The sequence below is a fragment of the Pseudomonas sp. DP-17 genome, from assembly GCF_022380625.1.
Classification (GTDB): Bacteria; Pseudomonadota; Gammaproteobacteria; order Pseudomonadales; family Pseudomonadaceae; genus Pseudomonas; species Pseudomonas nitroreducens_A.
The window spans coordinates 94856-118702 of the sequence record NZ_JAKSXG010000010.1; the positions used below are offsets into that span (position 1 = coordinate 94856).

A 23847-nucleotide genomic window follows, 5' to 3' on the forward strand; every position below is an offset into this window, starting at 1 on the left:
AGGACGCCGGCCCGGAAGGGATGAAACCTCAGGCCGCCTCGGCCTCGTAGCCTTCCTCGCGGATCGCCGCGAGAATCGCGGAATCGTCCAGACGGCTGGCGACGCGGACTTCGCCGGCACCCAGGTCGACCTGTACATCCGCCGCGGCATCCAGCGCCTGTACCGCCTGGGTGATGGCCCGCACGCAGTGGCCGCAGCTCATGCCTTTGACATTGAAGGTGTGCATGGAATCTCTCCTCTGATGGATTGAAGCGTTGGGTGCAGTTTCGACCTTGCCACCGTGGCAAGGTCAAGCCTGTCGCGCTGAAGTCGCCTTGCACTTGTCCTACGTCAGCCTCTCAGCCAAGCTGCGGAAATAGCTGACTCATCGGAGAACGCCCATGCGCCGTTCCCTACTGCTCGCCGTTGGCCTCACGGCCGCCCTCCCGTTCATTGCTTGCGCCGACGGCATGCCCGAAGAGCCCTCGGCGCCTTCCGCACCCGCGCCTACTTCCCCGGCCGCGCCGCCACCAAGCACTCCCGGCTCCTGGCCAGTGCCCGACGCACAGCCGGTGGCCTATGCCGTGCTGATCGTCAGCCGCGAACGGCTGGATACCGGCACCGCCTGCGACATCGACCTCTATGTGCAGGACGAAAAGGTCTCGCGCCTGCAGCCCGAAGGCGAAATCGCCCTCAACCTGCCGCCAGGCGAAGTCTCCCTTCGCCTGCAGACCGCCAACTCCGGACTCTGCCGCAGTGGTATCCAGCCGCTGCGCGCGCAGTCTGTCCAATTGCATGCCGGCGAAGTGCGCAAGTTCCGTATCGCCAACAGCGAGAGCGGTCTTTACCTGATGCCGGTCTCCAGCGGCAGTTGAGAATCCGCCTCGCGGCCTGACCTGCGACAAGATGGCAGCGAACGAGGGTTGACCTTACCCTCGTGTCAAGGTTGATGCTATCGGGGAACTTCAGGGAGAAAGCCCCATGAGCAGCGCCAACCCCATCGAGCTCGACCTGCCCGTCTCCGGGATGACCTGCGCCAGCTGCGCTGGTCGGGTCGAGCGCGCCCTGCGCAAAGTGCCCGGCGTGCAGGACGCCAGCGTCAACCTGGCCAGCGAACAGGCCCGCGTGCAACTCGCCGCACCGTCCAGCAGCAACACCCTGCCGGCTTTGGTCGCCGCCGTCGAGCAGGCCGGTTACCAGGTACCGGCCCACAGCCTGGAACTGGCCATCGAGGGCATGACCTGCGCCAGTTGCGTCGGGCGCGTCGAGCGCGCCCTGGCCAAGGTGCCCGGTGTGCGCACAGCCAGCGTCAACCTGGCCAGTGAGCGCGCCCATGTCGAGTTGCTCGGCGCGGTGGAGGCAGCCACGCTGATCGCTGCCGTCGACAAGGCCGGCTACAAGGCCCGCCCCCTTGAACCAGACCAACCCACCGTGGACCCGGCCGTGGCCCGCCTGGCGCGCGAGCGCTGGTGGCTGGCCGCCGCCATCCTGCTGTCGTTGCCGCTGGTGCTGCCGATGGTTGGCGACTGGTTCGGCCAGCACTGGATGCTGCCGGCCTGGGTGCAGTTCGTCCTCGCCACGCCCGTGCAATTCATCATCGGCGCTCGCTTCTATGAATCGGCCTACAAGGCCGTACGCGCCCGCAGCGGCAACATGGACCTGCTGGTCGCCCTCGGCACCAGCGCCGGCTATGGCCTGAGCCTGTACCTCTGGTACGCCGCAGCTCCCGGGCAGATGCCGCACCTGTACTTCGAAGCCAGCGCCGTGGTCATCACCCTGATCCTGCTCGGCAAGTACCTGGAAAGCCGCGCCAAACGCCAGACCGCCGCCGCCATCCGAGCTCTTGAAGCCTTGCGGCCAGAGCGCGCTACCCGCGTGCGTGACGGTATCGAAGAGGACGTCGCCATCGCCGAACTGCGCCTGGGCGACGAAGTGCTGGTGCGCCCCGGCGAACGTTTCCCGGTGGACGGTGGAGTCCTCGCCGGGCAGAGCCATGCCGACGAGGCCCTGATCACCGGCGAAAGCCTGCCGGTGCCCAAGGACGTCGGCGACCCGGTCACCGGCGGCGCCATCAACGGCGAAGGCGTGCTGCGCGTGAAGACCACCGCCCTGGGCGGCGAGACCGTCCTGGCGCGGATCATCCGCCTGGTGGAAGACGCCCAGGCGGCCAAGGCGCCGATCCAGAAGCTGGTGGACAAGGTCAGCAACGCGTTCGTCCCGGTGGTGATCGGCATCGCCCTGGTCACCCTGGTCGGCTGGCTGATCGCCGGCGCTGGCTGGGAACAGGCGCTGATCAACGCCGTGGCCGTGCTGGTCATCGCCTGCCCCTGCGCCCTGGGCCTCGCCACCCCGACCGCGATCATGGCGGGCACCGGCGTAGCGGCCAAGCATGGCATCCTGATCAAGGACGCCGAAGCCCTGGAAGTCGCCCACGCGGTGACTGCCGTGGCCTTCGACAAGACCGGCACCCTCACCTCCGGCCAGCCGCGCATCACCAACCTCGCGGCAGTCAATGATGAGGCGCAAGCCCTCGCCCTGGCCGGCGCTTTGCAGCGCGGCAGCGAACACCCACTGGCCCGCGCGGTACTCGACGCCTGCGCCGAACGCAATCTGAACCCCGCCGCCGCCGAGGCGACCCAGGCCCTGACCGGCCGCGGCATCCAGGGCCGCATCGAAGGTCGCCTGCTGGCCCTGGGCAACCGCCGCATGCTCGACGAAGCCCAACTGCAGCCCGGTGCGCTGGAAGCATCGGCCAAGCGCTGGGAAGCCGAAGGCCGCACCCTGTCCTGGCTGATCGAGCGCGAGCCGCAAGCCTGCGTGATCGCCCTGTTCGCCTTTGGCGACAGCCTCAAGGAGGGCGCGAAGACCGCCATTGACGCCCTGCGCGAACGCGGCATCGCCAGCCACCTGATCACCGGCGACAACCGTGGCAGCGCCAAGGTCGTGGCCGATGCGCTGGGCCTGGACGACGTGCATGCCGAAGTATTGCCCGGCGACAAGGCCGCCGTGGTCGGCGCGCTGCGCCAGGAAGGAAAAGTGGTGGCGATGGTCGGCGACGGCATCAACGATGCCCCTGCACTCGCCGCGGCGGACGTCGGCATCGCCATGGGCGGCGGCACCGACGTCGCCATGCATGCCGCCGGCATCACCCTGATGCGCGGCGACCCGCGCCTGGTGCCGGCGGCGCTGGACATCTCCCGGCGTACCTACGCGAAGATCCGCCAGAACCTGTTCTGGGCCTTCATCTACAACCTGGTGGGCATCCCGCTGGCCGCCTTCGGCCTGCTCAACCCGATGGTGGCCGGCGCGGCGATGGCCGCTTCGAGCGTCAGCGTGGTGAGCAACGCCCTGCTGCTCAAGCGCTGGAAACCCCAGGATCAGAAATGACAGTGTCGCCCCCGAACTATCGGGGGCGGTCGCTCAAGAGGAATCGGCATGAACATCGGTGAAGCAGCAAAGAAGAGCGGCCTGACCGCGAAGATGATCCGCTACTACGAATCCACCGGCCTGCTCGCCCCCGCCGGGCGCAGCGCCAGCGGCTACCGCCACTACAGCGAGCAGGACCTGCACACCCTGGCCTTCATCCGCCGCTCGCGGGACTTCGGCTTCTCCCTGGAAGAGGTCGGCCAGCTGCTCGCCCTCTGGCAGGACCGCCAGCGCGCCAGCGCCGACGTGAAGGCCCTGGCCGCCCGGCATATCGACGAGCTTAACCGCAAGATCGCCGAACTCAGCAGCCTGCGCGACACCCTCCAGGAACTGAGCGATCACTGCCAGGGCGACCACCGGCCGGACTGCCCGATCCTCAAGGACCTGGAGTCGGGGAAGTGTTGCCACTGAAGAACCTTCAGGCAACGCTCGGAGCGACGTCTGACATCTGGTTCAAGGAGCCTGTTGGTAGCATAATCTGATACCACCAACTGGAGCACGGGATGAATGCCCGGCAACGCAGGACGCTGGAGCTGATTTTCACGCTTCCCGTCCCGTCTTCACTGGAATGGCTGCGCATAGAATCGCTACTGATCGCCCTGGGTGCGCAGACAATCGAAGGCAGTGGTTCAAGGGTGCGCTTCGAGTTGAACGGCATCGTCGCCACCTTCCACCGTCCGCATCCAACCAAGGAAGCCAAGCCGTATCAGGCACTTGATGCACGCAGCTTGCTCGAACAGGCAGGAATCCACCCATGACCCCCATGAAATACCAGGGCTACGCTGCCCGGATCGAGTACAGCGATGACGATGGCCTGTTCATTGGCCACGTCGCCGGCATCCGCGACGTGATCGGCTTCCACGGCGAGTCGGTCAGCGAGTTGCGCGAGGCGTTCGAAGAGGCGGTGGACGATTATCTGGCGACCTGCGCGAAACTCGGCCGCGAACCGAAGCGCCCGTTCTCCGGCAAGCTCAGCCTGCGCCTGGACCCGCAACTGCATGCGCAGGTGGCAATCAAGGCGGAACTGAGCAACCAGAGCATCAACCAGTGGGTAGTGGACCGCCTCGGCGAGGCAGTCTGACGCCTTACGCGCTGGCCACCGCGCGGCGGCGCCACAGCGAAGCCGGCAGCACGGTCACGGCCAGGCCAACGAAGACCAGCAGGCAGGCCATCCAGTCCTGGGTGGTGAGGTCTTCGCCCAGGAACAGCCAGCCCGACAGCAGCCCGGACACCGGCACCGCCAGGGCGAAGGGCGTGACCTGGCTGGCCGGGTAGCGGCGCAGCAGGAAGCTCCACAGGCCGAAACCGACCGTGGTGGCGAGGAAGGCGATGTAGAGCAGCGCACCTACCCCGCTCAAGCTGATGTTCAGCACGGCGTGCTCGATGGCGTCCTGGCCTTCGAAAATCCACGACAGCACCAGCAGCGGCAACGGCGGGATCAGGCTGACCCAGCTGATCAGGCGCAGCATGTCATTGGCGCCGGAGCGCTTGGTGGCGATGTTGGAAAAGGCCCAGGCCAGCGCGGCGGCAATCACCAGCAGGAAGGCCACCAGGCTGTCGCCCAGCGGGCGCTCCAGGCCGATCAGCAGCAGGCCCCCGGCGGCCAGCGCCAGGCCGATCAACGCACGCGGGCTCGGGCGCTCGCCGAGGAAGGCGGCGGCGATCAGCACGGTGAAGAACACCTGGCTCTGCAGCACCAGCGACGACAAGCCGGCGGGCATGCCGATGTGCATGCCGACGAAGAGCAGGCCGAACTTGACCACGCCCAGCAGCACGCCGATCTGCACGATGCGCCAGAACGGCGCCGGCAGCGGGCCGCGCAGGAAGATCAGCGGCAACGCCGCGAGGGCGAAACGCAGGGCGCAGAACAGCAGCGGCGGGAAGTCGTGCAGGCCGACCTTGATCACGACGAAGTTGACGCCCCAGATCAGGGTGACCAGCAATGCAAGGAGAACGTGGCGGAGAGGCATGGCAGAGCGCTCGGGGTGGGATCGGGCAAAACTACCAGCCGACGTCTGAAATGTATGGATACAGTTGTGGGCTTACAGTTTCACAGGAAGCGCATTGTTGGACGGTCGGGGCTGCCCAGGCCATGCCCGCGATCGCGCCCATGGGCGCTTCTACAAGGTGACCTCGTCGTTTCCCACCGCGTAGGAGCGGACTTTGTCCGCGATGGCGTCCGGCGCGATGCGAACCTATCGCGGACGGAGTCCGCTCCTACCCAGAGTCTCAGCCTCGGCGTTTTCCCCTTGGAGCGAGTCCATGGAGCGCTCCTACAGAGGCTCGATCCGCAGCTTCGGCCAGCGCGCCGGCCAGTTCTTGGCGGCGATGCGTTCGCGGTAGATATCCGGCTTGGCGCGGAAGTGCTCGGTGGGCCGGACGCGCAGCGCCCAGATGTCGTCAATGCCCAGCGGCGCCAGCAGTTCCAGGGACTCGCTGCAAAGCCGCACTGCCACGGCCGTGCAGATTTCCGGCCAATGGCACATTGCATCGGCGCAATCCCGGTAGGGTCGATCGGCGTTGCGCAAATGCATCCGCGCCTGGTTGCGCACCGACCACGGAACCTCCGGGCAAACCTCCAGCAGCCGGCGCTCCCAGGCATGGTCCGCCTCCGGCTCCCGGTTGTCGGACGCGAAATACAGCACGTCGATATCGCTGAGCGGCGTGGGCTCGATGTAGCCATGCAAGGCGTCCCAGACCGCGTTGCGCACGAAACCTGCGGCGATCCAGGCGCCTTCCGGGCCGTGATCGCGCACTACACGCAGCAGGTGCAGGCGCTCGGGTTGCCCGGTGATCAGTGCCAGAAGCGCCGACTCGCCGGGCAATGGGCTCAGGCCTGCTCCCACGGCGGAGGCGGCGGCTCGTCGCGTTGCTGCGGGGCATCCTGGGCGGCGCGGCCGGCTTCGCGGCGTTCCTGCTCACGCATGGCATCGGCAATTTCACGCAGCACCGAATCCACGTCCGCCTCGTCTTCCGGATCATCGAAGTGCCCGGTCAGCGGGGTGTCCGGCTGCAGCTTGCCGTCCTCGTAGAGGGCCCACATTTCCTTGGCGTAGTGGGTGTACTTGAGTTCCGGGGCGAAGCGGCCGAAATAGGCGGCCATGTTGCCCACGTCGCGTTCGAGCATGCGGAAGGCGTGGTTGTTGCCGGCGGCGTCCACGGCCTGCGGCAGGTCGATGATCACCGGGCCGTCCGGCCCGACCAGCACGTTGAACTCCGACAGGTCGCCGTGCACGAGGCCGGCGCAGAGCATCATGACGATCTGGCGGATGAGGAACTCGTGGAAGTCTCGGGCCAGCTCGGGCTCCATCACCACATCGTTCAGACGCGGCGCGGCGTCGCCCTCTTCGTCGGCGACCATTTCCATTAGCAGCACGCCGTCGAGGAAATCGTAAGGCTTGGGCACGCGCACACCGGCATTGGCCAGGCGGAACAGTGCCGCCACCTCGGCGTTCTGCCAGGCGTCCTCCTGCTCCTTGCGGCCGTACTTGGTGCCCTTGGCCATGGCGCGGGCCTGGCGGCTGTTGCGCACCTTGCGGCCTTCCTGGTATTCGGCGGCCTGGCGGAAGCTGCGCTTGTTGGCTTCCTTGTAGACTTTGGCGCAGCGCAGCTCGGCGCCGCAGCGCACCACATAGACAGCTGCTTCCTTGCCGCTCATCAGCGGGCGCAATACTTCGTCGATCAGGCCGTCTTCGATCAGCGGCTCTAGGCGTTTCGGGGTCTTCATCGGGCTTCCTGGCGTACCTCTCTGGGGCGCTGCGCTCCTTATACGGCAAACGTCGACGACCGCCCAGCGCGATCAGGGGTCGGGCGGGGTCAGCTCGATGCTTTCGGTCACCGCATCTTCGAGTCGTTGTAGTTCGAGTCCCAGCGCCTCGTCGCTGTCGGCGTAACGCTGGGCGATATTGGCGAAGCCTTCGGCAACCTCGCGGAAGGCCTCGACCACCCGCGGGTCGAACTGGCTGCCAGCGCCGGCCTTGATGCGCTCGGCGGCTTCCTCCGGAGTCAGCGAAGAGCGGTAGGCGTGACGGCAGGTGTATTCGTCATAGCAATCGATCAGCGACAGCATGCGGGCGCCCAGGGGGATCTGCTCGCCGGCCAGGCCTTCGGGGAAGCCGCTGCCGTCCCAGTGCTCATGGTGGCTGTAGGCGATTTCCTTGGCAAAACGCAGAAAGTCCGCCGGCGATCCCAGTTTGCGTTCCGCCGCTGCCAGGGCATCGCGGCCAACGGTGGTGTGGCTTTCGAGGATCAGCCGGTCGGCCTCTTCCAATTGGCCGGGGTTGTGCAGAATGCGGTCGGGCACGGCGACCTTGCCAATGTCATGCAACTGCGCCGAGCGCACCAGCAGTTCGATGTTTTCCACCGACAGCTCGGCAGCGAACTCCGGGTGCAGCGACAGCGAGCTGCCCAGCAGTCGCATGTAGTGCTCGATACGCACGAGGTGGTTGCTGTGCGGGTTGTCGCGCAGGTCGCAAAGGGTCGCCATGGCTTCCAGCGTGGCGTCCTGAATCGCCTGCAGTTCGCGGGCGCGACGGCGCACCTCGAGCTCCAGGTACTCGCTCTTGTCGCGCAGGAAGTCGGCGTTGGCCTTGAGGTTCAGGTGCGCGCGGATGCGCGCCAGGGTCACCGGCGGGCTGATCGGCTTGGTCAGGTAGTCCACCGCGCCCAGGTCCAGGCCCTTCTGCTCGTCGGCGGCGCTGACCATGCCGGTGAGGAAGATCACCGGTATGTCGCGGGTCATGGGGTCGGCCTTGAGCTGCCGGCAGACTTCGTAGCCGTCCATCTCCGGCATCATGATGTCGAGCAGCACCAGGTCCGGGCGCGGATCGCTCTGCATCAGGCGCAGCGCCTTCGGCCCACTGGACGCCACGCGCACCTGATAGCGATCCATGAGCAGCTCGCTCATCAGCATCAGGTTGTCGGGTTGGTCGTCCACCACCAGGATCATCTCCTGCTCCGGCCGGTCCAGCATGCTATCCATCGCAACTCCTCGCATCGGTCAGATTCGTGACATGCCACGGGTGATCGGACCATGGCCCTGTCCGCGTGTTCCTATCCCGCCCTTTCTTATCTGCGGCGTCATATGCGGATATCGCGCTCCCTCGCGAGATTCACCAGACTTTCCAGGGCCCGCTCGAATTCGAATCGCCGCACATTCGTGGCGATGCCCTCGTAGCCCTCATTGAAGACGCTGCGCAGCAGGCTTGCACGCTCGCCGAGCAACCGTCCGGCGCGCGGGTCGTCCGCCGCCAGCAGGTGCGCCAGGCGCCGACAGACCTGTTCGACCTCCGCGACGTTGCCGCTCTCCAGCAGCGCCGGCACGGTCGCGGCGGTCGGCAGCAGCGGCACCGGCAGCGGTTCGTGGCTGATGTTCTGCAGGCTCAGGTTGACCGAATCATCCACCCGCCCCAGCGGCAGCCGGCACCAGAACAGGCTGCCGCGATCAGGTTCGCTTTCCACCCCGACGCTGCCGCCCATCGCCTCCGCCAGCTTGCGGCAGATCGCCAGGCCCAGGCCGGAGCCGCCGTAGCGCCGGGTGATGGAACTGTCCGCCTGCTGGAAGGATTCGAACAGGCGCTCCTGCTGCAGCTCGGTAATGCCGATGCCGGTATCGCGGAAGGCGAAATACAGCTGCAGGCTGTCCTCGTCCTCGTCTTCCAGGCGGACGATCAGCACCACCTCGCCCTGCTCGGTGAACTTCAGCGCGTTGTTGCCGTAGTTCATCAGGATCTGCCGCAGGCGCAGCGAATCGCCCACCACCTGGGCAGGCACTCGCGGGTCGATCTCGCAACGCACCGTCAGGCCCTTGCTCGCGGCGCGGATACTGAACAGGTCGAACAGCTCGCCGAGCAGGCGTTCGAGGTCGAAGCCGATGTGTTCGAACTCCAGCTTGCCGGCCTCCACGCGGGACAGGTCGAGGATGTCGCTGATCAGCTCCAGCAGGTACTGGCCCGAACCCTGGATCTTGCCCAGGTAATCCACCTGCTGCGGGTCCAGGGTGGTTTCCTGGAGCAGGTGCGCCAGACCGATGATGATGTTCAGCGGCGTGCGGATTTCGTGGCTCATGTTGGCGAGGAAGTCGCTCTTGAGCTGCGCAGCCTCCTCGGCCAGGTCGCGCGCCTCGGCCAGCGCCAGCTCGGTGGCCTTGCGCGCGGTGACGTCGCGGCTGACGCCCACCAGCCCCAGCAACCGGCCCTGGTCGTCATGGAAGGCGCTGCGCAGGGTATCGAACAGCACCCGCCGGCCATCGGGGTAGACCACCCAGCCTTCGCTGGCGAACGGCTGCCTTTCGGTCAGCGCCTGGCGGTCGCGGTCCTGGCGGCCGGCGCCGGCGGCGCGGCTGAACAGCTGCTGATCGCTGCGGCCGATGATGTCTTCCGGCGCGCGCCCCAGGCAGTCGGCGAAAGCCTGGTTGACGCCCAGGTAGCGGCCCTGGGTGTCCTTGAACCAGATCGGATCGGGAATCGAGTTGATCAGCGCCAGCAGCGTGCTGCGCTGGCGCCGCTCCTCCGCTTCGGCGCGGGCGCGCTCGGCCACCTGGATCGACAACCGGCGGTTCCACACCAGCACGAAGGTCAGCAGGGCGAGGACGCCCACTACCCAGGGCCAGGCGATCTGCAACAGGTGCATCCAGTCGAAGATGTCCAGCGCCGGCAGCCAGCGGGCCTGGATCGCCTCCTGCTCGTTGCGCGTGACGCTGCCCAGCGCGCGGTCCAGCAGCGGCACCAGCGGCTCGAGTTCCTTGCGCGTGGCGAAGCGCACCTGGCTGTTGCCCAGCCCGCTGTCGCCGCGCACCTCCAGATTGGACAGGTCGAGTTGCTCGATCAGGAAGGTGGTGGTGATGAGGTTGCCCACGTAGGCATCGGCGCGCCCGGTGGAAACGGCCTTGAGCGCGCTGGGGGAGTCCTCTACCAGCACGAAGTCGATACCCGGGACCGCCTTGCTCAGCAGCTCGTGGACGGCGTAGCCATGCTCCACCGCCACCCGGCGGCCGGACAGATCGTCCAGCGTGCGGAGGGTGCTGTCGCGCCGGGCGAAGATCAGGCTGCTGCTGGTCACGTAGGGCTGGGTGAAGCTCAGGAAGCGCTGGCGCTCTTCGGTTGCCGCCATGGATGGCAGCAGGTCCACCTCGCCGGCCTTCACCGCTGCCAGCACCTCCTCCCAGGTGTTGTAGAGCACCGGCTGGATGCGCATGCCCAGACGCTCGGACAACAATTGCAGGTAATCGGCGCTGATGCCGTGGAACTGGTCGAACTCGTCGATCACCTCGAACGGCGGCCAGCCGGCGCGGAACAGCCCCACGCGGATCGGTTCGTGGGCGGCGATGAAGGCGCGTTCCTGCTCGCTCAGGTCAACGCCCGCGGCACGGACCTGCGCACACAGCGCGAGGAGCAGCAGAACAGAGAACAGGCAGAGTCGGCGCAAGGACATGGGTTCTTCTTCAGGCGATACCCAGCAAGCGTAGCCCCTGCTGCCGCGCTTCGAATTTGAAAACGCGATGCGGATTGCTGCACTTCGTGTCGGGACGGAGAATCCCCTCAACAGCCATTGCCTGGAGAGCTGCCATGACGACCACCTCACTTGACCCCGAGCGCTGCTGGCAGGCGGTCTGCGAGCGCGATGCACGCTACGAGGGGCGTTTCGTCTTCAGCGTGCGCTCCACGGGCGTCTACTGCCGGCCGAACTGCCCGGCGCGCCGGCCGTCGCGGGAGAACGTGGCCTTTCACGCAGCGCCAGACGCGGCCGAAGCCGCCGGCTTTCGCCCATGCAAACGTTGCTCGCCGCGTGGCCCGAGTCCGCGGGAGCAACTGGATGCGCTGGTCGCCGCGGCCTGCGAACTGCTCGACAAGGCGGAGAAGCCGCCCACCCTGGACGAACTCGCCGGGCGCATCGGCCTGTCCGCCTCGCACCTGGCCCGCGCCTTCAAGGCCCGCACCGGCCTGACGCCTCGAGCCTGGGCGGAATCCCGCCGCGAGCAACGCCTCGCCGCCGCCCTGCCGCAAGCGCGTTCGGTGCTCGACGCCGCACTCGAAGCCGGCTACTCCGGCACCCGCGCCCTGTATGAAAGCGCCATGCCCCTGAGCCCCGCACAACGCCGGCAGAAAGGCGCCGGCGAGCGCCTGCGCTACGCCATCGCGCCCTCCCCGCTCGGACTGGTACTGCTGGCCGCCACCGACAAGGGGGTGTGCGCCCTGCTCTTCGCCGACGATGCCGGCGAGCTGGAGCGCCAGTTGGCCGAGCGCTTCAGCGCCGCCGAGCGCGCCCGCGACGATGAGGGCCTCGGTGACTGGCTGCGCCAGGTCCTCATCCAGCTGGAAGAACCCGAAAACGCCGCGCAGCTCCCGCTGGACCTGCACGGCAGCGCCTTCCAGCTGCGCGTCTGGCGCGCCTTGACGCGCATTCCCAGCGGCGAAACGCGGCGCTACGGCGAACTCGCCGAGGCATTGGGCACCCACCCGCGGGCCATCGCCCGCGCTTGCGCCAGCAATAACATCGGCCTGCTGGTGCCCTGCCACCGTTTGGTCGGCGGTACGGGCGAAGGCGGCTATCGCTGGGGCCTGCCGCGCAAACGCGAACTGCTGCGCCGCGAGGAACACGCCGCCGGTCAGAACCCCGAGGTGGATTGACCTCGATCACGCACGGCGCAGGGGGGCGCCGTGCTATTTTTCCCGCCTTACCCCACCTCCCGGAACACCATGGATTTCTGGTCCCTGATCACCCGCCTGGGCGACAGCTCCCTGCTCGCGCCCGCCGCCTTGTTCGTCTTCTGCTGGCTGCTGTACCGCCGCGAGACAGCCAAGGCCGGGTTGTGGGCGCTGCTGTTCGGATTCTCGACCGCACTGGTGGTGGGTTCGAAGCTGGCCTTCATGGGCTGGGGAATCGGAATTCCGAACCTGAACTTCACGGGCATCTCCGGCCACAGCATGATGGCCGGCGCAGTGCTGCCGCCCCTCGCCGCGCAACTGTTCAGCTCGCGGCGCGCCAGCCTGGTCGCGGCTGGGCTGGCGGCGCTGGTCGCCGTACTGGTGGGCCTGTCCCGGCTGGCGATCAACGTGCATTCGCCAGCCGAGGTCTATGCAGGCCTTGCGCTGGGCCTGGGGACCAGCGCCATATTCCTGGGCGCCACCCGCGCCGCCCTGCCTGCCCTGCAGCCTGCGCTTCTGCTGCTGGTCGTAGCGCTGGGGCTGGGCCAAGCGACCACCGGGGTTCGCGCGCCGACGCACCAGTTGCTGGAGCGCATCGCCGCACACCTGGCCGACCGCGACCAGCCCTATCAGCGCGGCCAGTGGGCAGGCCAGCCGGACGTCTGAGCCGGAAACTCGTTCGGATTTCCGAACGACAATTCCACGAATATCCGGAAGGCCGAACGCCACGTTGCCTCGTGGCGATGCCTTTAACTTAATTAATCTTTATATTTCATATAGTTACACAAGCATCCAAGATTTGGCACGGACCCTGCTCTGCTCCACCTCGAACATGCGACCGGCCTGGAGTGAGCCTCGTCGGCGCAGGACTGAATAACAAACACAACCAGTCGAGGTAGTCTCCATGCGTTTCGCACCCCGTGCGTTGGGCGTCGCCATTGTCGCGGCCCTGCTCGCCACTCCCGTCGTCGCCGAAGAACTCACCGGTACCCTGAAGAAGATCAAGGACTCCGGCACCATCGTCCTCGGCCACCGTGACGCCTCCATCCCCTTCTCCTACCTCGGCAGCGACCCGCGCCAGCCTGAAGGTTATTCCCACGACCTGCAGATCAAGGTCGTCGAAGCCCTGAAGAAGGAGCTGAACGCTCCCGACCTGAAGGTTCGCTACAACCTGGTGACCTCCCAGACCCGTATCCCGCTGGTGCAGAACGGCACCGTGGACATCGAGTGCGGCTCCACCACCAACAACCTCGAGCGCCAGAAGCAGGTCGACTTCTCCGTCGGCATCTTCGAGGTCGGCACCCGCCTGCTGACCAAGACCAGCTCGGGCATCAACGACTTCCCGGACCTCAAGGGCAAGAACGTGGTGACCACCGCCGGCACCACCTCCGAGCGCCTGCTCAAGCAGATGAACGCCGACCAGAAGATGGGCATGAACATCATCTCGGCCAAGGACCATGGCGAGTCCTTCCTGATGCTCGAGTCCGGCCGCGCCGTGGCCTTCATGATGGACGACGCGCTGCTCTACGGCGAAATGGCCAAGGCCAAGAAGCCCGACGACTGGCACGTGGTCGGCAAGCCGCAGTCCTTCGAGATCTATGCGTGCATGGTTCGCAAGGGCGATGCACCGTTCAAGAAGGTGGTCGACAAGGCCATCTCCGACACCTTCGCTTCGGGTGAGGTCAACAAGATCTACGACAAGTGGTTCATGCAGCCCATCCCACCGAAGAACCTGAATCTCAACTTCCCGATGAGTGATGAGCTCAAGAAGCTGATCGCCAATCCGACCGATAAGTCTGCCGAGCAGATGTAACGGTCGCGCGCGGCTGCGCCCACAAGGCGTAGCCACGCGGGGGATCGGGAGCGCACGCCATGCGCTCCCGAGCCCACTACTCCAATGATGACGATGCCGGAACACCCGCTACCCGCGGGTGGTGGGAGCCCTTGCGCCCGCGTCCGGCCTCGAACACACCGTGAAATGTCTTACCCGAGGGGAAACCCGTCATGGATTACAACTGGGACTGGGGCGTGTTCTTCAAGTCCACCGGGATCGGCGACGAACGCTACCTGGACTGGTACATCACCGGCCTGGGCTGGACCATCGCCGTCTCGCTCGCGGCCTGGGTCATCGCCCTGGCGCTTGGCTCGCTGCTGGGCGTGATGCGCACCCTGCCCAACCGCTGGTTGTCGGGCATCGCCACGGCCTATGTGGAGCTGTTCCGCAACGTGCCGCTGCTGGTGCAGCTGTTCATCTGGTACTTCCTGGTGCCGGACTACCTGCCACAGCCGATCCAGGACTGGTTCAAGCTGGGCATCGCCCCGGAGACCTCGGCCTTCATCAGCGTCGTCGTGTGCCTGGGCCTGTTCACTGCCGCGCGGGTCTGCGAACAGGTGCGCACCGGCATCCAGGCGCTGCCCAAGGGCCAGCTCGCCGCCGCCAGCGCCGTGGGCTTCCGCCTGCCGGCGATCTACCGCCACGTACTGTTGCCGCAGGCGTTCCGGATCATCATCCCGCCGCTGACCTCGGAATTCCTCAACGTCTTCAAGAACTCCTCGGTGGCCTCACTGATCGGCCTCATGGAGCTGCTGGCGCAGACCAAGCAGACCGCCGAATTCAGCGCCAACCTGTTCGAGGCATTCACCCTCGCCACCGCGATCTACTTCACCCTGAACATGAGCCTGATGCTGATCATGCGCATGGTCGAGAAGAAAGTCGCCGTGCCGGGCCTGATCTCCGTGGGAGGTAAATGATGGACTTCAGCCAGATCGTCCCCGCCCTCCCCGGTCTCTGGGAAGGCATGCTCACCACCCTGCAGCTGATGGCGCTGGGTGTGCTGGGGGGCGTGGTGCTCGGCACCGTCCTCGCGCTGATGCGGCTGTCGAGCAACAAGCTGCTGTCGAACATCGCCGGCTTCTACGTGAACTACTTCCGCTCGATCCCGCTGCTGCTGGTGATCACCTGGTTCTACTTCGCGGTGCCGTTCATCCTGCGCTGGATCACCGGCCAGGATACCCCCGTGGGCGCGTTCACCTCGTGCCTGGTGGCCTTCATGATGTTCGAGGCGGCGTACTACTGCGAGATCGTCCGCGCCGGCATCCAGGCCATCCCCAAGGGCCAGATCGGCGCGTCCTACGCGCTGGGCATGACCTACGGCCAGTCCATGCGCCTGATCATCCTGCCCCAGGCGTTCCGCAAGATGACCCCGCTGCTGCTGCAGCAGAGCATCATCCTGTTCCAGGACACCTCGCTGGTGTACTCGGTCGGCCTGATGGACTTCCTCAACGCCGCCCGCTCCCGTGGCGACATCATCGGCCAGCCCCATGAATTCCTGATCTTCGCCGGTCTCGTCTACTTCGTCATCAGCTTCGCCGCGTCCTTCGGCGTGAAGCGCCTGCAGAAAAGGTTAACCGTATGATCTCCATCGATAACGTCAGCAAGTGGTATGGCGACTTCCAGGTGCTTACCGACTGCAACACCAAGGTGTCCAAGGGTGAAGTGGTGGTGGTCTGCGGGCCGTCCGGCTCGGGCAAGTCGACCCTGATCAAGTGCGTCAACGCGCTGGAACCCTTCCAGAAGGGCGACATCACCGTCGACGGCACCTCCATCGCCAACCCGAAGACCGACCTGCCGAAACTGCGCTCGCGCGTCGGAATGGTGTTCCAGCACTTCGAGCTGTTCCCGCACCTGACCATCACCGAGAACCTCACCATCGCCCAGCGCAAGGTGCTGGGACGGAGCAAGGAAGAGGCGATGGACAAGGGTATGAAGCTGCTCGACCGCGTCGGCCTCAAGGCCCATGCGCACAAGCACCCCGGCCAGCTCTCCGGCGGCCAGCAGCAGCGCGTGGCGATCGCCCGCGCGCTGGCCATGGATCCGATCGTCATGCTGTTCGACGAACCGACCTCGGCGCTCGACCCGGAGATGGTTAACGAGGTGCTCGACGTGATGGTCCAGCTCGCCCACGAAGGCATGACCATGATGTGCGTGACCCACGAGATGGGCTTCGCGCGCAAGGTCGCCGACCGGGTGATCTTCATGGACCGCGGGCAGATCGTCGAGGACTGCCCGAAGGAGGAGTTCTTCGGCGACCTGCAGAACCGCGCCGAGCGCACCCAGCAGTTCCTCGCCAAGATCCTGCCGCACTGAGTCGGGTTCGCTGATCCACCCGAGCGCCCCGGTTCGCCGGGGTCCTCAACCTCACCGCAAGTACAAGAATAAATAAGGAAGTCCCATGCGCGTGTTCCACTTCAGCAAGTTGCCCCTGGGCGTCGCGATCCTCGCGGCGAGTTCGTCGGTCTTCGCCGTCACCCTCGACGGCGGTGCGGTTGCCGCGCCGGACCAGTACGGCGCGAAAGTCGCCAGCGAGATCCTCAAGAAGGGCGGCAACGCCGTCGACGCCGCGGTCGCCACCGCCTTTACCCTCGCGGTCACCTATCCCGAAGCCGGCAACATCGGCGGCGGCGGCTTCATGACCCTGTACGTCGAGGGCAAGCCGTATTTCCTCGACTACCGCGAGATTGCGCCGAAGGCCGCGACCAAGACCATGTACCTGAATGAAAAGGGCGAGGTGATCGAGAACCTCAGCCTGGTCGGCGCCAAGGCCGCCGGCGTACCGGGTACCGTGATGGGGCTGTGGGAAGCGCACAAGCGCTTCGGCAAGCTGAAGTGGAGCGAGCTGCTGACCCCGGCCATCGGCTATGCGCAGAGCGGCTTCCGGGTCGCCGACCAGCAGTACCAGTACCGCCAGGACGCCATCGCGCTGTTCAACGGCAAGACCAACTTCGGCGACTACTTCGGCACCATGAAGCCGGGCGAGACCTTCAAGCAGCCGGAACTGGCCAAGACCCTGGAACGCATCGCCGACAAGGGTCCGGATGATTTCTACAAGGGCGAGACCGCCAAGCTGCTCGTCGCGCAGATGAAGCAGGACGGCGGCCTGATCACCGCTGACGACCTCGCCGACTACAAGGCCCAGTGGCGCGAACCGATGCGCATCGACTGGCAGGGCAACACCCTCTACACCGCGCCGCTGCCCAGCTCCGGCGGCATCGCCCTGGCCCAGCTGATCGGCATCAAGGAGCAGCGCGCCGCCGACTTCAAGGGTGTGGAACTGAACTCCGCCAGGTATATCCACCTGCTCGCGGAAATCGAGAAGCGCGTGTTCGCCGACCGCGCCGACTACCTGGGCGACCCGGCGTTCTCCAAGGTACCGGTGCAGCAACTCACCGATCCCAAGTACATCGCCAAGCGCGCCAAGGAAGTGAACCCGGACGCCATCTCGGAAACCGAGAAAGTCCGCCCGGGCCTGGAGCCGCACCAGACCACGCACTTCTCCATCGTCGACCAGGACGGCAACGCCGTCAGCAACACCTACACCCTCAACTGGGACTTCGGCAGCGGCGTGGTGGTCAAGGGCGCGGGCTTCCTGCTCAACGACGAGATGGACGACTTCAGCTCCAAGCCGGGTGTGGCGAACGCCTTCGGCGTGGTGGGCAGCGATGCCAATGCCATCGAGCCGGGCAAGCGCATGCTCTCCTCCATGAGCCCGAGCATCGTCACCCGCGACGGCCATGTCAGCCTGGTGCTGGGCACTCCCGGCGGCTCGCGGATCTTCACCTCGATCTTCCAGGTGCTGAACAACGTCTACGACTTCCACCTGCCCCTGGAGAAGGCCGTGGCCGCGCAGCGCGTGCATCACCAGCTGCTGCCCAAGGACACCATTTACTACGACGCTTACGCGCCGCTCACCGGCAAGGTTGCCGACGAGCTCAAAGCCATGGGCTACACCCTCGAAGATCAGGGCTGGAACATGGGTGACATCCAGGCCATCCGTGTGAACGGCAAGGCCCTGGAAACCGCCTCCGATCCGCGCGGCCGCGGCGTCGGCATGGTGGTCAAACCTTAATCGCCGGAACGCGCACCGTGTGGTACCCGAGCCAGTCCATCGCCGCCCCCCGGCGTTGGGCTGGCTCGGCCCCGGCGACTGTGCTGCAATGCGCTTCCAGCCCATTGCCGCCGCCGCTCACCGTGAAGCCACGCCTCGTGCGCAACTACCTGTTGCCCTTCCTGCTGCTCCTGCTCACCCTGGGCTTCGGCTACGGCGGCTACCTGATCAGCGAAGGCGCCGGCACCCGCACCCTGATCGAGACCGGCGAACGCCAGCTCGAACTGCACGCCCGTGGCGTGGAAAGCGAGATCAGCCGCTACACCTACCTGCCCAGCCTGCTGGAACTCGAAGGCAGCGTCAGCCGCCTGCTGGTGGACCCGACACCGCTGCATCGCGACCGCGTCAACCATTACCTGGAAGGCCTCAACCGCCGCGCCGGCAGCCGCGCCGTGTACCTGCTGGACACCTCCGGCCGCGTGCTGGCCACCAGCAACTGGCAGGATGCCGACAGCTACCTGGGGGAAGACCTGTCCTTCCGCGCCTATTTCCAGGAAGCGGTGAACGGCCGCCCCGGCCGCTTCTATGGCATCGGCAGCACCACCGGCGAGCCCGGCTACTACCTCGCCCACGGCCTGGTCCACGGCGGCAGGATCGTCGGCGTGGCGGTGGTCAAGGTGCGCATGGAAGCCCTCGAGGAGCGCTGGGAGAAAGCGCGCCTGCAAGCCTTCGTCAGCGACGAGAACGGCATCATCATCCTCTCCAGCGACCCGACCCTGCGGCTGAAGGCCGTGCGCCCGCTCAGCGACCAGGACAAGGAACGCCTCGCCCGCAGCCTGCAGTACTACTGGTGGGCGCTCAATGAATGGCAGCCGCTGGCGCGCCGCCCGCTCGGCAAGGGCGTGGAGGAGATCAGCTTCCCGCCGCCGGGCGAGAACACCGAAGGCCACAAGCCGCTCAGCTACCTGATGCAGACGCGCAGCCTGAGCGACACGCCGTGGAACTTCACCCTGCTCACCCCGCTGGCCGACCTGCGCCGCGAAGCGCTGATGCATGGCGTGCTGGCCGCCGTCGGCTTCGCCCTGTTCGCCTTCCTGCTGATTGCCTGGAACGAGCGGCGCAAGGTCATCGCCACCCGCCTCGCCGCCCGCGAGGCACTGGAGCAGGCCAACAACGCGCTGGAGCGACGCATCGCCGAGCGCACCGCCGACCTGCGCGCCAGCAACCAGCACCTGCGCGAGCAGATCCGCGAGCGCCGGCAGGCTGAGGACACCTTGCGCAAGGCCCAGGATCGCCTGGTGCAGGCCGGCAAGCTGGCGGTGATCGGGCAGATGTCCACCAGCATCGCCCACGAACTCAACCAGCCGCTGGCAGCGCTGCGCACCCTGTCGAGCAACAGCGTGCGCTTCCTGGAACGCGGCAAGCTCGATGTCGCCAGCAGCAACCTCGAAGCCATCGCCGAAATGGTCGACCGCATGGGCCGCATCACCGCCAGCCTGCGCGCCTTCGCCCGGCGCGCCGACGACCACGGCCAGGCAACCCTGAGCAAGGCAGTGGACGCTGCGGTGATGGTGTTGCAGGTGCGCCTTGCCGAAGTACCGGTGACCCTGCACCGCGACTACACCGACGCGCAGCTGGCCATCGACCAGACGCGCCTGGAACAGATCCTGGTCAACCTGATCGCCAATGCCCTCGATGCCATGGGCCCGCAGGCCGACCGTCAGCTGTGGCTGGAAGGCCGCAGCGAAGGCGACGGCCACTACCGCCTGGTGGTTCGCGACAATGGCCCCGGCATTCCGCAGGATGCGCGAGTGCACCTGTTCGAACCCTTCTTCACCACCAAGCCCGGCGAACTCGGCCTGGGCCTGGGCCTGACCCTGTCGGCCAGCCTCGCCACCGCCGCCGGCGGCAGCCTCGGCGTGGCCTACCCGGAGGCCGGTGGCACTGCCTTCGAGCTGCACCTGCCGCTGCTGCCCGCCATGGAGACACCCGCATGAGCGACCCATCCCTGCGCGTCCTGATCGTCGAGGACGACCCCCACGTGCGCCTCGGCTGCCAGCAGGCGCTGGCCCTGGAAGACATCGAGACCGACAGCGTGGGCAGCGCCGAGGAGGCGCTGAAGAAGGTCGGCGCCGACTTTCCCGGCATCGTCGTCAGCGACATCCGCATGCCCGGCATGGACGGCCTGCAGCTGCTGGAGAAGCTCAAGGAGCGCGACCCCAGCCTGCCGGTGGTGCTGATCACCGGCCACGGCGACATCGCCATGGCGGTCAAGGCCATGCGCGACGGCGCCTACGACTTCATGGAGAAGCCCTTCTCACCGGAAAAACTGGTGGACACTGCGCGCCGCGCCCTGGCCCAGCGCGCGCTCACCCGCGAAGTCAGCCAACTGCGCCGCCAGCTCGCCGGCAAGCAGGCCCTGGAAAGCCGGCTGATCGGCCGCTCGCCGGCCATGCAGGCGCTGCGCGAGCTGATCGCCAACGTCGCCGACACCTCCGCCAACGTGCTCATCGAAGGCGAGACCGGCACCGGCAAGGAACTGGTCGCGCGTTGCCTGCACGACTACAGCCGGCGCCAGCCCAAGCCCTTCGTCGCGCTCAACTGCGGCGGCCTGCCGGAAAGCCTGATCGACAGCGAAATCTTCGGCCACGAGGCCCATGCCTTCACCGGCGCCGGCAAGCGGCGGATCGGCAAGATCGAGCACGCCGACGGCGGCAGCCTGTTCCTCGACGAGATCGAGAGCATGCCGCTGAACCTGCAGATCAAGCTGCTGCGCGTGCTACAGGAACAACAGCTGGAGCGCCTGGGCTCCAACGAACTGATCCGCGTGGACTGCCGGGTGATCGCCGCGACCAAGTCCGACCTCGCCGCCATGGGCCGCGAAGGCAGCTTCCGCAGCGACCTCTACTACCGCCTCAACGTCATCACCCTGAACCTGCCGCCGCTGCGCGAACGCCGCGAAGACATCCTGATGCTCTTCGAGCACTTCCTGCAGCAGTCCTCGCTGCGCTTCGACCGCCCGGCGCCGGCCATCGACAACGCCACGGCCGCCACCCTGATGGCCCACGACTGGCCGGGCAACGTGCGCGAGCTGCGCAACGTCGCCGAACGCTTCGCCCTCGGCCTGCCGGTGCTGGCAGGCGGCAGCCTCGGCCCGGACGCCGGCGAGCCGCGCTTCGCCGAGGCCGTGGAAGCCTTCGAGAAAAGCCTGCTGTCCACCGCCCTGGAGCGCCACGCCGGCAACCTCAGCCAGGCCGCGCACGCGCTGGGCATGGCCAAGACCACGCTGTTCGACAAGGTGAAGAAGTACGGTCTGTGACGGCACGCCACACTGAACTGACAGTCACTCGGAAAAGGATTGGCAATGACTGAAGAAGCACTGCTGCAACACATCTGGAATATCCTCGAACCCGTCGAGATCGAGCACTTCGAAGTGGTGGCCGGCAAAGCCGAGCCAGCCGCCCTGGAGCGCTACGAAGCGGAACTGGGCTTTGCCCTCCCGGAGGCTTTCCGCCTGCTGACGCTCTCCAGGCTCGGCGGCCTGTACATCAACGCCCGGGAAGAATCCTGGCCCCGCGCCAAGGCCTTCGACGTCGGCCCGGCCTGGACCTTCTGGCGCGGCCTGCAGGTGTTCGGGCTGGCCGAGGACATCCCCGAGTGGCTGAGCCTGAGCGTGCAGCTCGCCGAAGTCCGCAGCCAGGGCGTCGAGGATTTCGCTCCGGTACTCAAGGTCGAGAGCGATCCTCGCTACTACGGCTTCCGCGCCGATGCCAGCCTCGCGCTGTACGACGGCTACGAGGTGGAAAGCTGCGAACGGAACGATTTCCTCGACCTGCTCAAGGAGGAAGTCGACAGCCTGATCGAGCGCATGGAACAGATGCGCGCCCGCATCAGCGCTCGCTGAGCGAATCGTGATGCGTCAGCGCGCCCAGGTCGCGCTGACGCAGACCGTTGATCTCTGCCCCGGCGTCCCGGACACTATCGGCCTTTGAACCGGCCGCACGAGCGGGAGCCCTCATGTCCACCCAAGCCGAAACCCTCTGGAACCAGCTCTGCGCCGACGCGGGCGTCGATCCGCAGCAGCGCATGGCCGCGCGCCGCGCCATCCTCGCCGACAGCAGCGCGCTGGACGCCACCGTCTACCGCCCGGACGACAACGACCCGGACGCCGAAGAACTGGACATGGGCGATGCCAAGGTGCAATTCCTCGGCCCGTTCGAGGCGCCGGTCGAATGGGACGCCGCCGAGCGCGAAGACTTCTTCGACGACGCCGACCCGGCACTGTTCTTCAGCGTTCGCATCGAGTGCGAGGCAGAACCCGGCACCTCCGGCTTCTTCGTCCCGGAAGTGGGCGACTACCTGGCAGTCATGGATGGCGGCAAGATCCAGATGTATTTCCTGCACGACTGGCGCGAAGACGAAGACGGCTGCACCTGCGTGCTGATCCGCGACGACATCCAGCTCTGATCGAGGCGACGCCCTTCGAGGACTTTGCCCAGCCCTGGGCCGAGGCCTGCCGAGCACTGCCGTATGAAGGAGCCGTCAGTCAGGGCAACATACTTTCCTACAAATATCTCGGAAGGCTCCGATGAATCTGGCGTGAGTTCGCTGTCTAGAGTACTCACCCTTTTTCATCAGCCGGACCTTCCGCCATGAACCTCGCTCCCGACAGTCTCTGGGTCGATGTGGAGACCTGGTCTCCCTACCGCCCGCAACGCATCCTCCACGGCCGCATCAGCCGCGAGGACTATCTCGCGCTGTGCAATGGCCACGCGCCCTTCGAGGTGCGCCTGGGCGATTGCCAGAGCCGCCACTGCCCGACCGGCCCGGTACAGGATCTGTTCCTCAGCGGCTCGCACATCCTCAACGTCACCCCGGTGGAGCGGGTGGCCTGAATGGCGAGGGCTCGGGATTCGGAGAGGAAAGTCCCACAGCCCATTCAGAGGAACCCGACAGAGGCTGCACGGGACCGACGTTAAGGTTTGCCACCTCTTCTCACCCTCTGTGGAGCGACGTGGCAATGAACGAACATCTCAAGGTCGAAGTCGTGGTTCGCGCGCATAACCGCGAGTCCTCAGTGCTCCAGGGCTGGATCAGCCAGGGCGACTACTCCGCGCTGTGCCATGGCGCGGCGCCTTTCGTGGTGCGCATGAACGACTGCCAGTCGGACATGGGGCTGCTCGAACGGCCGGAAGACATCTACGTGCGCAGCGCCTACATCCTCAGCATCGAAGTGCTCGACCGCCTGCCCACGCGTCAGTCGGCCATGCCGCGGTAGACGTAGGTCATGGGCCGCGGGCCCGGCAGGTAATCCTGGATCAGTTCGCGCAAGTGGAAGCCACCGGATTCGATCAGCGCCGGCATGTCGCGGTCCAGGTGGCAGCCGCCGGCCAGCGGCTTCCACACCGGCGTCAGGCGGTGCTGCCAGGCACGCACGCTGGCGTCCGGCGCCAGGCCGTGTTCGCAGAAGAAGAATTCGCCACCGGGCTTGAGCACCCGGCGCATTTCCTTGAGCGCCGCCACGGCATCGGGAATGCTGCACAGGGTGAAGGTGCAGACGATGCTGTCGAAGCTACCCGAATCGGCGCGGATCTCGCCCAGCTCCAGCGCCACCATCTCCACCGGGATGCCAATCGCCGCGGCACGGCTGCGGGCAAGCTTCTGCATCTGCGCCGCCGGGTCGACCCCGACGATTGTCGACACTTTCGCCGGATCGTAGAACGACAGGTTCAGCCCGGTGCCCATGCCGATCTCCAGCACCCGACCATGGGCACGCGGCACCAGCAGCGAGCGCTGCTTCATTACGTCACCCAGTCCGCAGGCGAAGTCGATCAGCCGGGGCAGGACATAACGATCGTAGAGTTGCATACGTGTGATCTCCGCTTTTCCCCTGATCCTAGCGGTCCTGAGCC

Annotated in this window: 24 protein-coding genes and 1 pseudogene; 18 read left to right on the top strand and 7 right to left on the bottom strand. The window is 66.5% G+C overall.

Annotation, left to right across the window (positions count from 1 at the left end; translation table 11 throughout):
• Positions 1-28: 28 nt before the first annotated feature.
• On the bottom strand, positions 29-226 hold the full coding sequence (locus MJ122_RS17075) for a cation transporter (protein ID WP_017521666.1): 198 nt from the start codon (positions 224-226) through the stop codon (positions 29-31).
• 154 nt (positions 227-380) lie between these two features.
• Here MJ122_RS17075 and MJ122_RS17080 point away from each other — a divergent pair, with 154 nt between their 5' ends.
• From MJ122_RS17080 to MJ122_RS17100, 5 genes are all read left to right on the top strand, one after another.
• A complete protein-coding gene (locus MJ122_RS17080) occupies positions 381-854 on the top strand; it encodes a hypothetical protein (protein ID WP_239744907.1) in 474 nt (157 codons plus the stop codon).
• A gap of 106 nt (positions 855-960) precedes the next feature.
• Positions 961-3366: a heavy metal translocating P-type ATPase gene (locus MJ122_RS17085; RefSeq protein ID WP_239744908.1), complete on the top strand. Its 2406-nt coding sequence runs from the start codon at positions 961-963 to the stop codon at positions 3364-3366.
• A gap of 48 nt (positions 3367-3414) precedes the next feature.
• A complete protein-coding gene (cueR, locus tag MJ122_RS17090) occupies positions 3415-3816 on the top strand; it encodes a Cu(I)-responsive transcriptional regulator (RefSeq protein WP_088421285.1) in 402 nt (133 codons plus the stop codon).
• A gap of 92 nt (positions 3817-3908) precedes the next feature.
• Positions 3909-4163: a type II toxin-antitoxin system HicA family toxin gene (locus tag MJ122_RS17095; protein WP_239744909.1), complete on the top strand. Its 255-nt coding sequence runs from the start codon at positions 3909-3911 to the stop codon at positions 4161-4163.
• Complete coding sequence (locus tag MJ122_RS17100; protein ID WP_239745346.1) at positions 4160-4486, top strand: type II toxin-antitoxin system HicB family antitoxin; 327 nt, start codon at positions 4160-4162, stop codon at positions 4484-4486. Before MJ122_RS17095 ends, MJ122_RS17100 begins: the two co-directional genes overlap by 4 nt.
• A 3-nt stretch (positions 4487-4489) precedes the next feature.
• Here MJ122_RS17100 and MJ122_RS17105 read toward each other — a convergent pair.
• From MJ122_RS17105 to MJ122_RS17125, 5 genes and pseudogenes are all read right to left on the bottom strand, one after another.
• A pseudogene (locus MJ122_RS17105) lies at positions 4490-5375 on the bottom strand (EamA family transporter); the annotation flags it as partial.
• A gap of 303 nt (positions 5376-5678) precedes the next feature.
• Complete coding sequence (locus MJ122_RS17110) at positions 5679-6230, bottom strand: nucleotidyltransferase family protein (protein ID WP_239745362.1); 552 nt, start codon at positions 6228-6230, stop codon at positions 5679-5681.
• A gap of 5 nt (positions 6231-6235) precedes the next feature.
• A complete protein-coding gene (locus MJ122_RS17115; RefSeq protein ID WP_017521672.1) occupies positions 6236-7132 on the bottom strand; it encodes a PA4780 family RIO1-like protein kinase in 897 nt (298 codons plus the stop codon).
• Between the two features lie 72 nt (positions 7133-7204).
• Positions 7205-8386 (bottom strand): two-component system response regulator, encoded by a 1182-nt coding sequence (locus tag MJ122_RS17120; protein ID WP_239744910.1) that lies wholly within the window; start codon positions 8384-8386, stop codon positions 7205-7207.
• Positions 8387-8484: 98 nt separating this feature from the next.
• Positions 8485-10836, bottom strand: coding sequence for a transporter substrate-binding domain-containing protein (locus tag MJ122_RS17125; protein WP_088421292.1), 2352 nt, complete (start codon positions 10834-10836; stop codon positions 8485-8487).
• Positions 10837-10970: 134 nt separating this feature from the next.
• Here MJ122_RS17125 and ada point away from each other — a divergent pair, with 134 nt between their 5' ends.
• The 13 genes from ada (at position 10971) to MJ122_RS17190 (ending at position 23213) form a co-directional block, all read left to right on the top strand.
• Positions 10971-12032 carry a bifunctional DNA-binding transcriptional regulator/O6-methylguanine-DNA methyltransferase Ada gene (gene ada / locus MJ122_RS17130; RefSeq protein ID WP_239744911.1) on the top strand — a complete coding sequence of 354 codons (1062 nt, stop codon included), beginning with the start codon at positions 10971-10973 and terminating at the stop codon, positions 12030-12032.
• Between the two features lie 69 nt (positions 12033-12101).
• Positions 12102-12716 carry a phosphatase PAP2 family protein gene (locus MJ122_RS17135; protein ID WP_088421294.1) on the top strand — a complete coding sequence of 205 codons (615 nt, stop codon included), beginning with the start codon at positions 12102-12104 and terminating at the stop codon, positions 12714-12716.
• Positions 12717-12954: 238 nt separating this feature from the next.
• The gene (locus MJ122_RS17140; RefSeq protein WP_017521677.1) at positions 12955-13863 is read left to right on the top strand and encodes a glutamate/aspartate ABC transporter substrate-binding protein; all 909 of its coding nucleotides are present in this window, start codon (positions 12955-12957) and stop codon (positions 13861-13863) included.
• Between the two features lie 191 nt (positions 13864-14054).
• The gene (locus MJ122_RS17145) at positions 14055-14801 is read left to right on the top strand and encodes an amino acid ABC transporter permease (protein WP_017521678.1); all 747 of its coding nucleotides are present in this window, start codon (positions 14055-14057) and stop codon (positions 14799-14801) included.
• The gene (locus MJ122_RS17150; protein WP_239744912.1) at positions 14798-15466 is read left to right on the top strand and encodes an ABC transporter permease subunit; all 669 of its coding nucleotides are present in this window, start codon (positions 14798-14800) and stop codon (positions 15464-15466) included. Before MJ122_RS17145 ends, MJ122_RS17150 begins: the two co-directional genes overlap by 4 nt.
• Positions 15463-16197 (top strand): amino acid ABC transporter ATP-binding protein, encoded by a 735-nt coding sequence (locus tag MJ122_RS17155; RefSeq protein ID WP_017521680.1) that lies wholly within the window; start codon positions 15463-15465, stop codon positions 16195-16197. Before MJ122_RS17150 ends, MJ122_RS17155 begins: the two co-directional genes overlap by 4 nt.
• Positions 16198-16282: 85 nt before the next feature.
• Entirely contained in the window at positions 16283-17956 is a 1674-nt protein-coding gene (ggt, locus tag MJ122_RS17160; RefSeq protein WP_088421295.1) for a gamma-glutamyltransferase, read from the top strand.
• An 80-nt stretch (positions 17957-18036) separates the two neighbouring features.
• Entirely contained in the window at positions 18037-19932 is a 1896-nt protein-coding gene (locus MJ122_RS17165) for an ATP-binding protein (protein ID WP_239745365.1), read from the top strand.
• Entirely contained in the window at positions 19929-21254 is a 1326-nt protein-coding gene (locus MJ122_RS17170) for a sigma-54 dependent transcriptional regulator (RefSeq protein WP_239744913.1), read from the top strand. Before MJ122_RS17165 ends, MJ122_RS17170 begins: the two co-directional genes overlap by 4 nt.
• A 45-nt stretch (positions 21255-21299) precedes the next feature.
• Positions 21300-21839: a hypothetical protein gene (locus MJ122_RS17175; RefSeq protein WP_239744914.1), complete on the top strand. Its 540-nt coding sequence runs from the start codon at positions 21300-21302 to the stop codon at positions 21837-21839.
• A 113-nt stretch (positions 21840-21952) separates the two neighbouring features.
• Complete coding sequence (locus MJ122_RS17180) at positions 21953-22402, top strand: hypothetical protein (RefSeq protein ID WP_017521684.1); 450 nt, start codon at positions 21953-21955, stop codon at positions 22400-22402.
• A 185-nt stretch (positions 22403-22587) separates the two neighbouring features.
• Positions 22588-22830, top strand: coding sequence for a hypothetical protein (locus tag MJ122_RS17185; protein ID WP_088421298.1), 243 nt, complete (start codon positions 22588-22590; stop codon positions 22828-22830).
• 125 nt (positions 22831-22955) lie between these two features.
• The gene (locus MJ122_RS17190) at positions 22956-23213 is read left to right on the top strand and encodes a hypothetical protein (RefSeq protein ID WP_239744915.1); all 258 of its coding nucleotides are present in this window, start codon (positions 22956-22958) and stop codon (positions 23211-23213) included.
• On the opposite strand, the gene MJ122_RS17195 is transcribed toward MJ122_RS17190, so the two are convergent.
• The gene (locus tag MJ122_RS17195) at positions 23192-23803 is read right to left on the bottom strand and encodes a class I SAM-dependent methyltransferase (RefSeq protein ID WP_239744916.1); all 612 of its coding nucleotides are present in this window, start codon (positions 23801-23803) and stop codon (positions 23192-23194) included. The two genes, MJ122_RS17190 and MJ122_RS17195, sit on opposite strands and share 22 nt — an antisense overlap.
• Between the last annotated feature and the right edge of the window lie 44 nt (positions 23804-23847).

Excerpts from the sequence above, each read along its gene's own strand:
- ggt (WP_088421295.1), top strand. The coding sequence starts at position 16,283 with ATGCGCGTGTTCCACTTCAGCAAGTTGCCCCTGGGCGTCGCGATCCTC.
- MJ122_RS17115 (WP_017521672.1), bottom strand. The coding sequence starts at position 7,132 with ATGAAGACCCCGAAACGCCTAGAGCCGCTGATCGAAGACGGCCTGATC.
- MJ122_RS17100 (WP_239745346.1), top strand. The coding sequence starts at position 4,160 with ATGACCCCCATGAAATACCAGGGCTACGCTGCCCGGATCGAGTACAGC.
- MJ122_RS17085 (WP_239744908.1), top strand. The coding sequence starts at position 961 with ATGAGCAGCGCCAACCCCATCGAGCTCGACCTGCCCGTCTCCGGGATG.
- MJ122_RS17135 (WP_088421294.1), top strand. The coding sequence starts at position 12,102 with ATGGATTTCTGGTCCCTGATCACCCGCCTGGGCGACAGCTCCCTGCTC.
- MJ122_RS17140 (WP_017521677.1), top strand. The coding sequence starts at position 12,955 with ATGCGTTTCGCACCCCGTGCGTTGGGCGTCGCCATTGTCGCGGCCCTG.
- MJ122_RS17170 (WP_239744913.1), top strand. The coding sequence starts at position 19,929 with ATGAGCGACCCATCCCTGCGCGTCCTGATCGTCGAGGACGACCCCCAC.
- MJ122_RS17095 (WP_239744909.1), top strand. The coding sequence starts at position 3,909 with ATGAATGCCCGGCAACGCAGGACGCTGGAGCTGATTTTCACGCTTCCC.
- MJ122_RS17155 (WP_017521680.1), top strand. The coding sequence starts at position 15,463 with ATGATCTCCATCGATAACGTCAGCAAGTGGTATGGCGACTTCCAGGTG.
- MJ122_RS17195 (WP_239744916.1), bottom strand. The coding sequence starts at position 23,803 with ATGCAACTCTACGATCGTTATGTCCTGCCCCGGCTGATCGACTTCGCC.
- cueR (WP_088421285.1), top strand. The coding sequence starts at position 3,415 with ATGAACATCGGTGAAGCAGCAAAGAAGAGCGGCCTGACCGCGAAGATG.
- MJ122_RS17185 (WP_088421298.1), top strand. The coding sequence starts at position 22,588 with ATGAACCTCGCTCCCGACAGTCTCTGGGTCGATGTGGAGACCTGGTCT.
- ada (WP_239744911.1), top strand. The coding sequence starts at position 10,971 with ATGACGACCACCTCACTTGACCCCGAGCGCTGCTGGCAGGCGGTCTGC.
- MJ122_RS17080 (WP_239744907.1), top strand. The coding sequence starts at position 381 with ATGCGCCGTTCCCTACTGCTCGCCGTTGGCCTCACGGCCGCCCTCCCG.
- MJ122_RS17125 (WP_088421292.1), bottom strand. The coding sequence starts at position 10,836 with ATGTCCTTGCGCCGACTCTGCCTGTTCTCTGTTCTGCTGCTCCTCGCG.
- MJ122_RS17190 (WP_239744915.1), top strand. The coding sequence starts at position 22,956 with ATGAACGAACATCTCAAGGTCGAAGTCGTGGTTCGCGCGCATAACCGC.
- MJ122_RS17180 (WP_017521684.1), top strand. The coding sequence starts at position 21,953 with ATGTCCACCCAAGCCGAAACCCTCTGGAACCAGCTCTGCGCCGACGCG.
- MJ122_RS17145 (WP_017521678.1), top strand. The coding sequence starts at position 14,055 with ATGGATTACAACTGGGACTGGGGCGTGTTCTTCAAGTCCACCGGGATC.
- MJ122_RS17150 (WP_239744912.1), top strand. The coding sequence starts at position 14,798 with ATGATGGACTTCAGCCAGATCGTCCCCGCCCTCCCCGGTCTCTGGGAA.
- MJ122_RS17175 (WP_239744914.1), top strand. The coding sequence starts at position 21,300 with ATGACTGAAGAAGCACTGCTGCAACACATCTGGAATATCCTCGAACCC.
- MJ122_RS17120 (WP_239744910.1), bottom strand. The coding sequence starts at position 8,386 with ATGGATAGCATGCTGGACCGGCCGGAGCAGGAGATGATCCTGGTGGTG.
- MJ122_RS17075 (WP_017521666.1), bottom strand. The coding sequence starts at position 226 with ATGCACACCTTCAATGTCAAAGGCATGAGCTGCGGCCACTGCGTGCGG.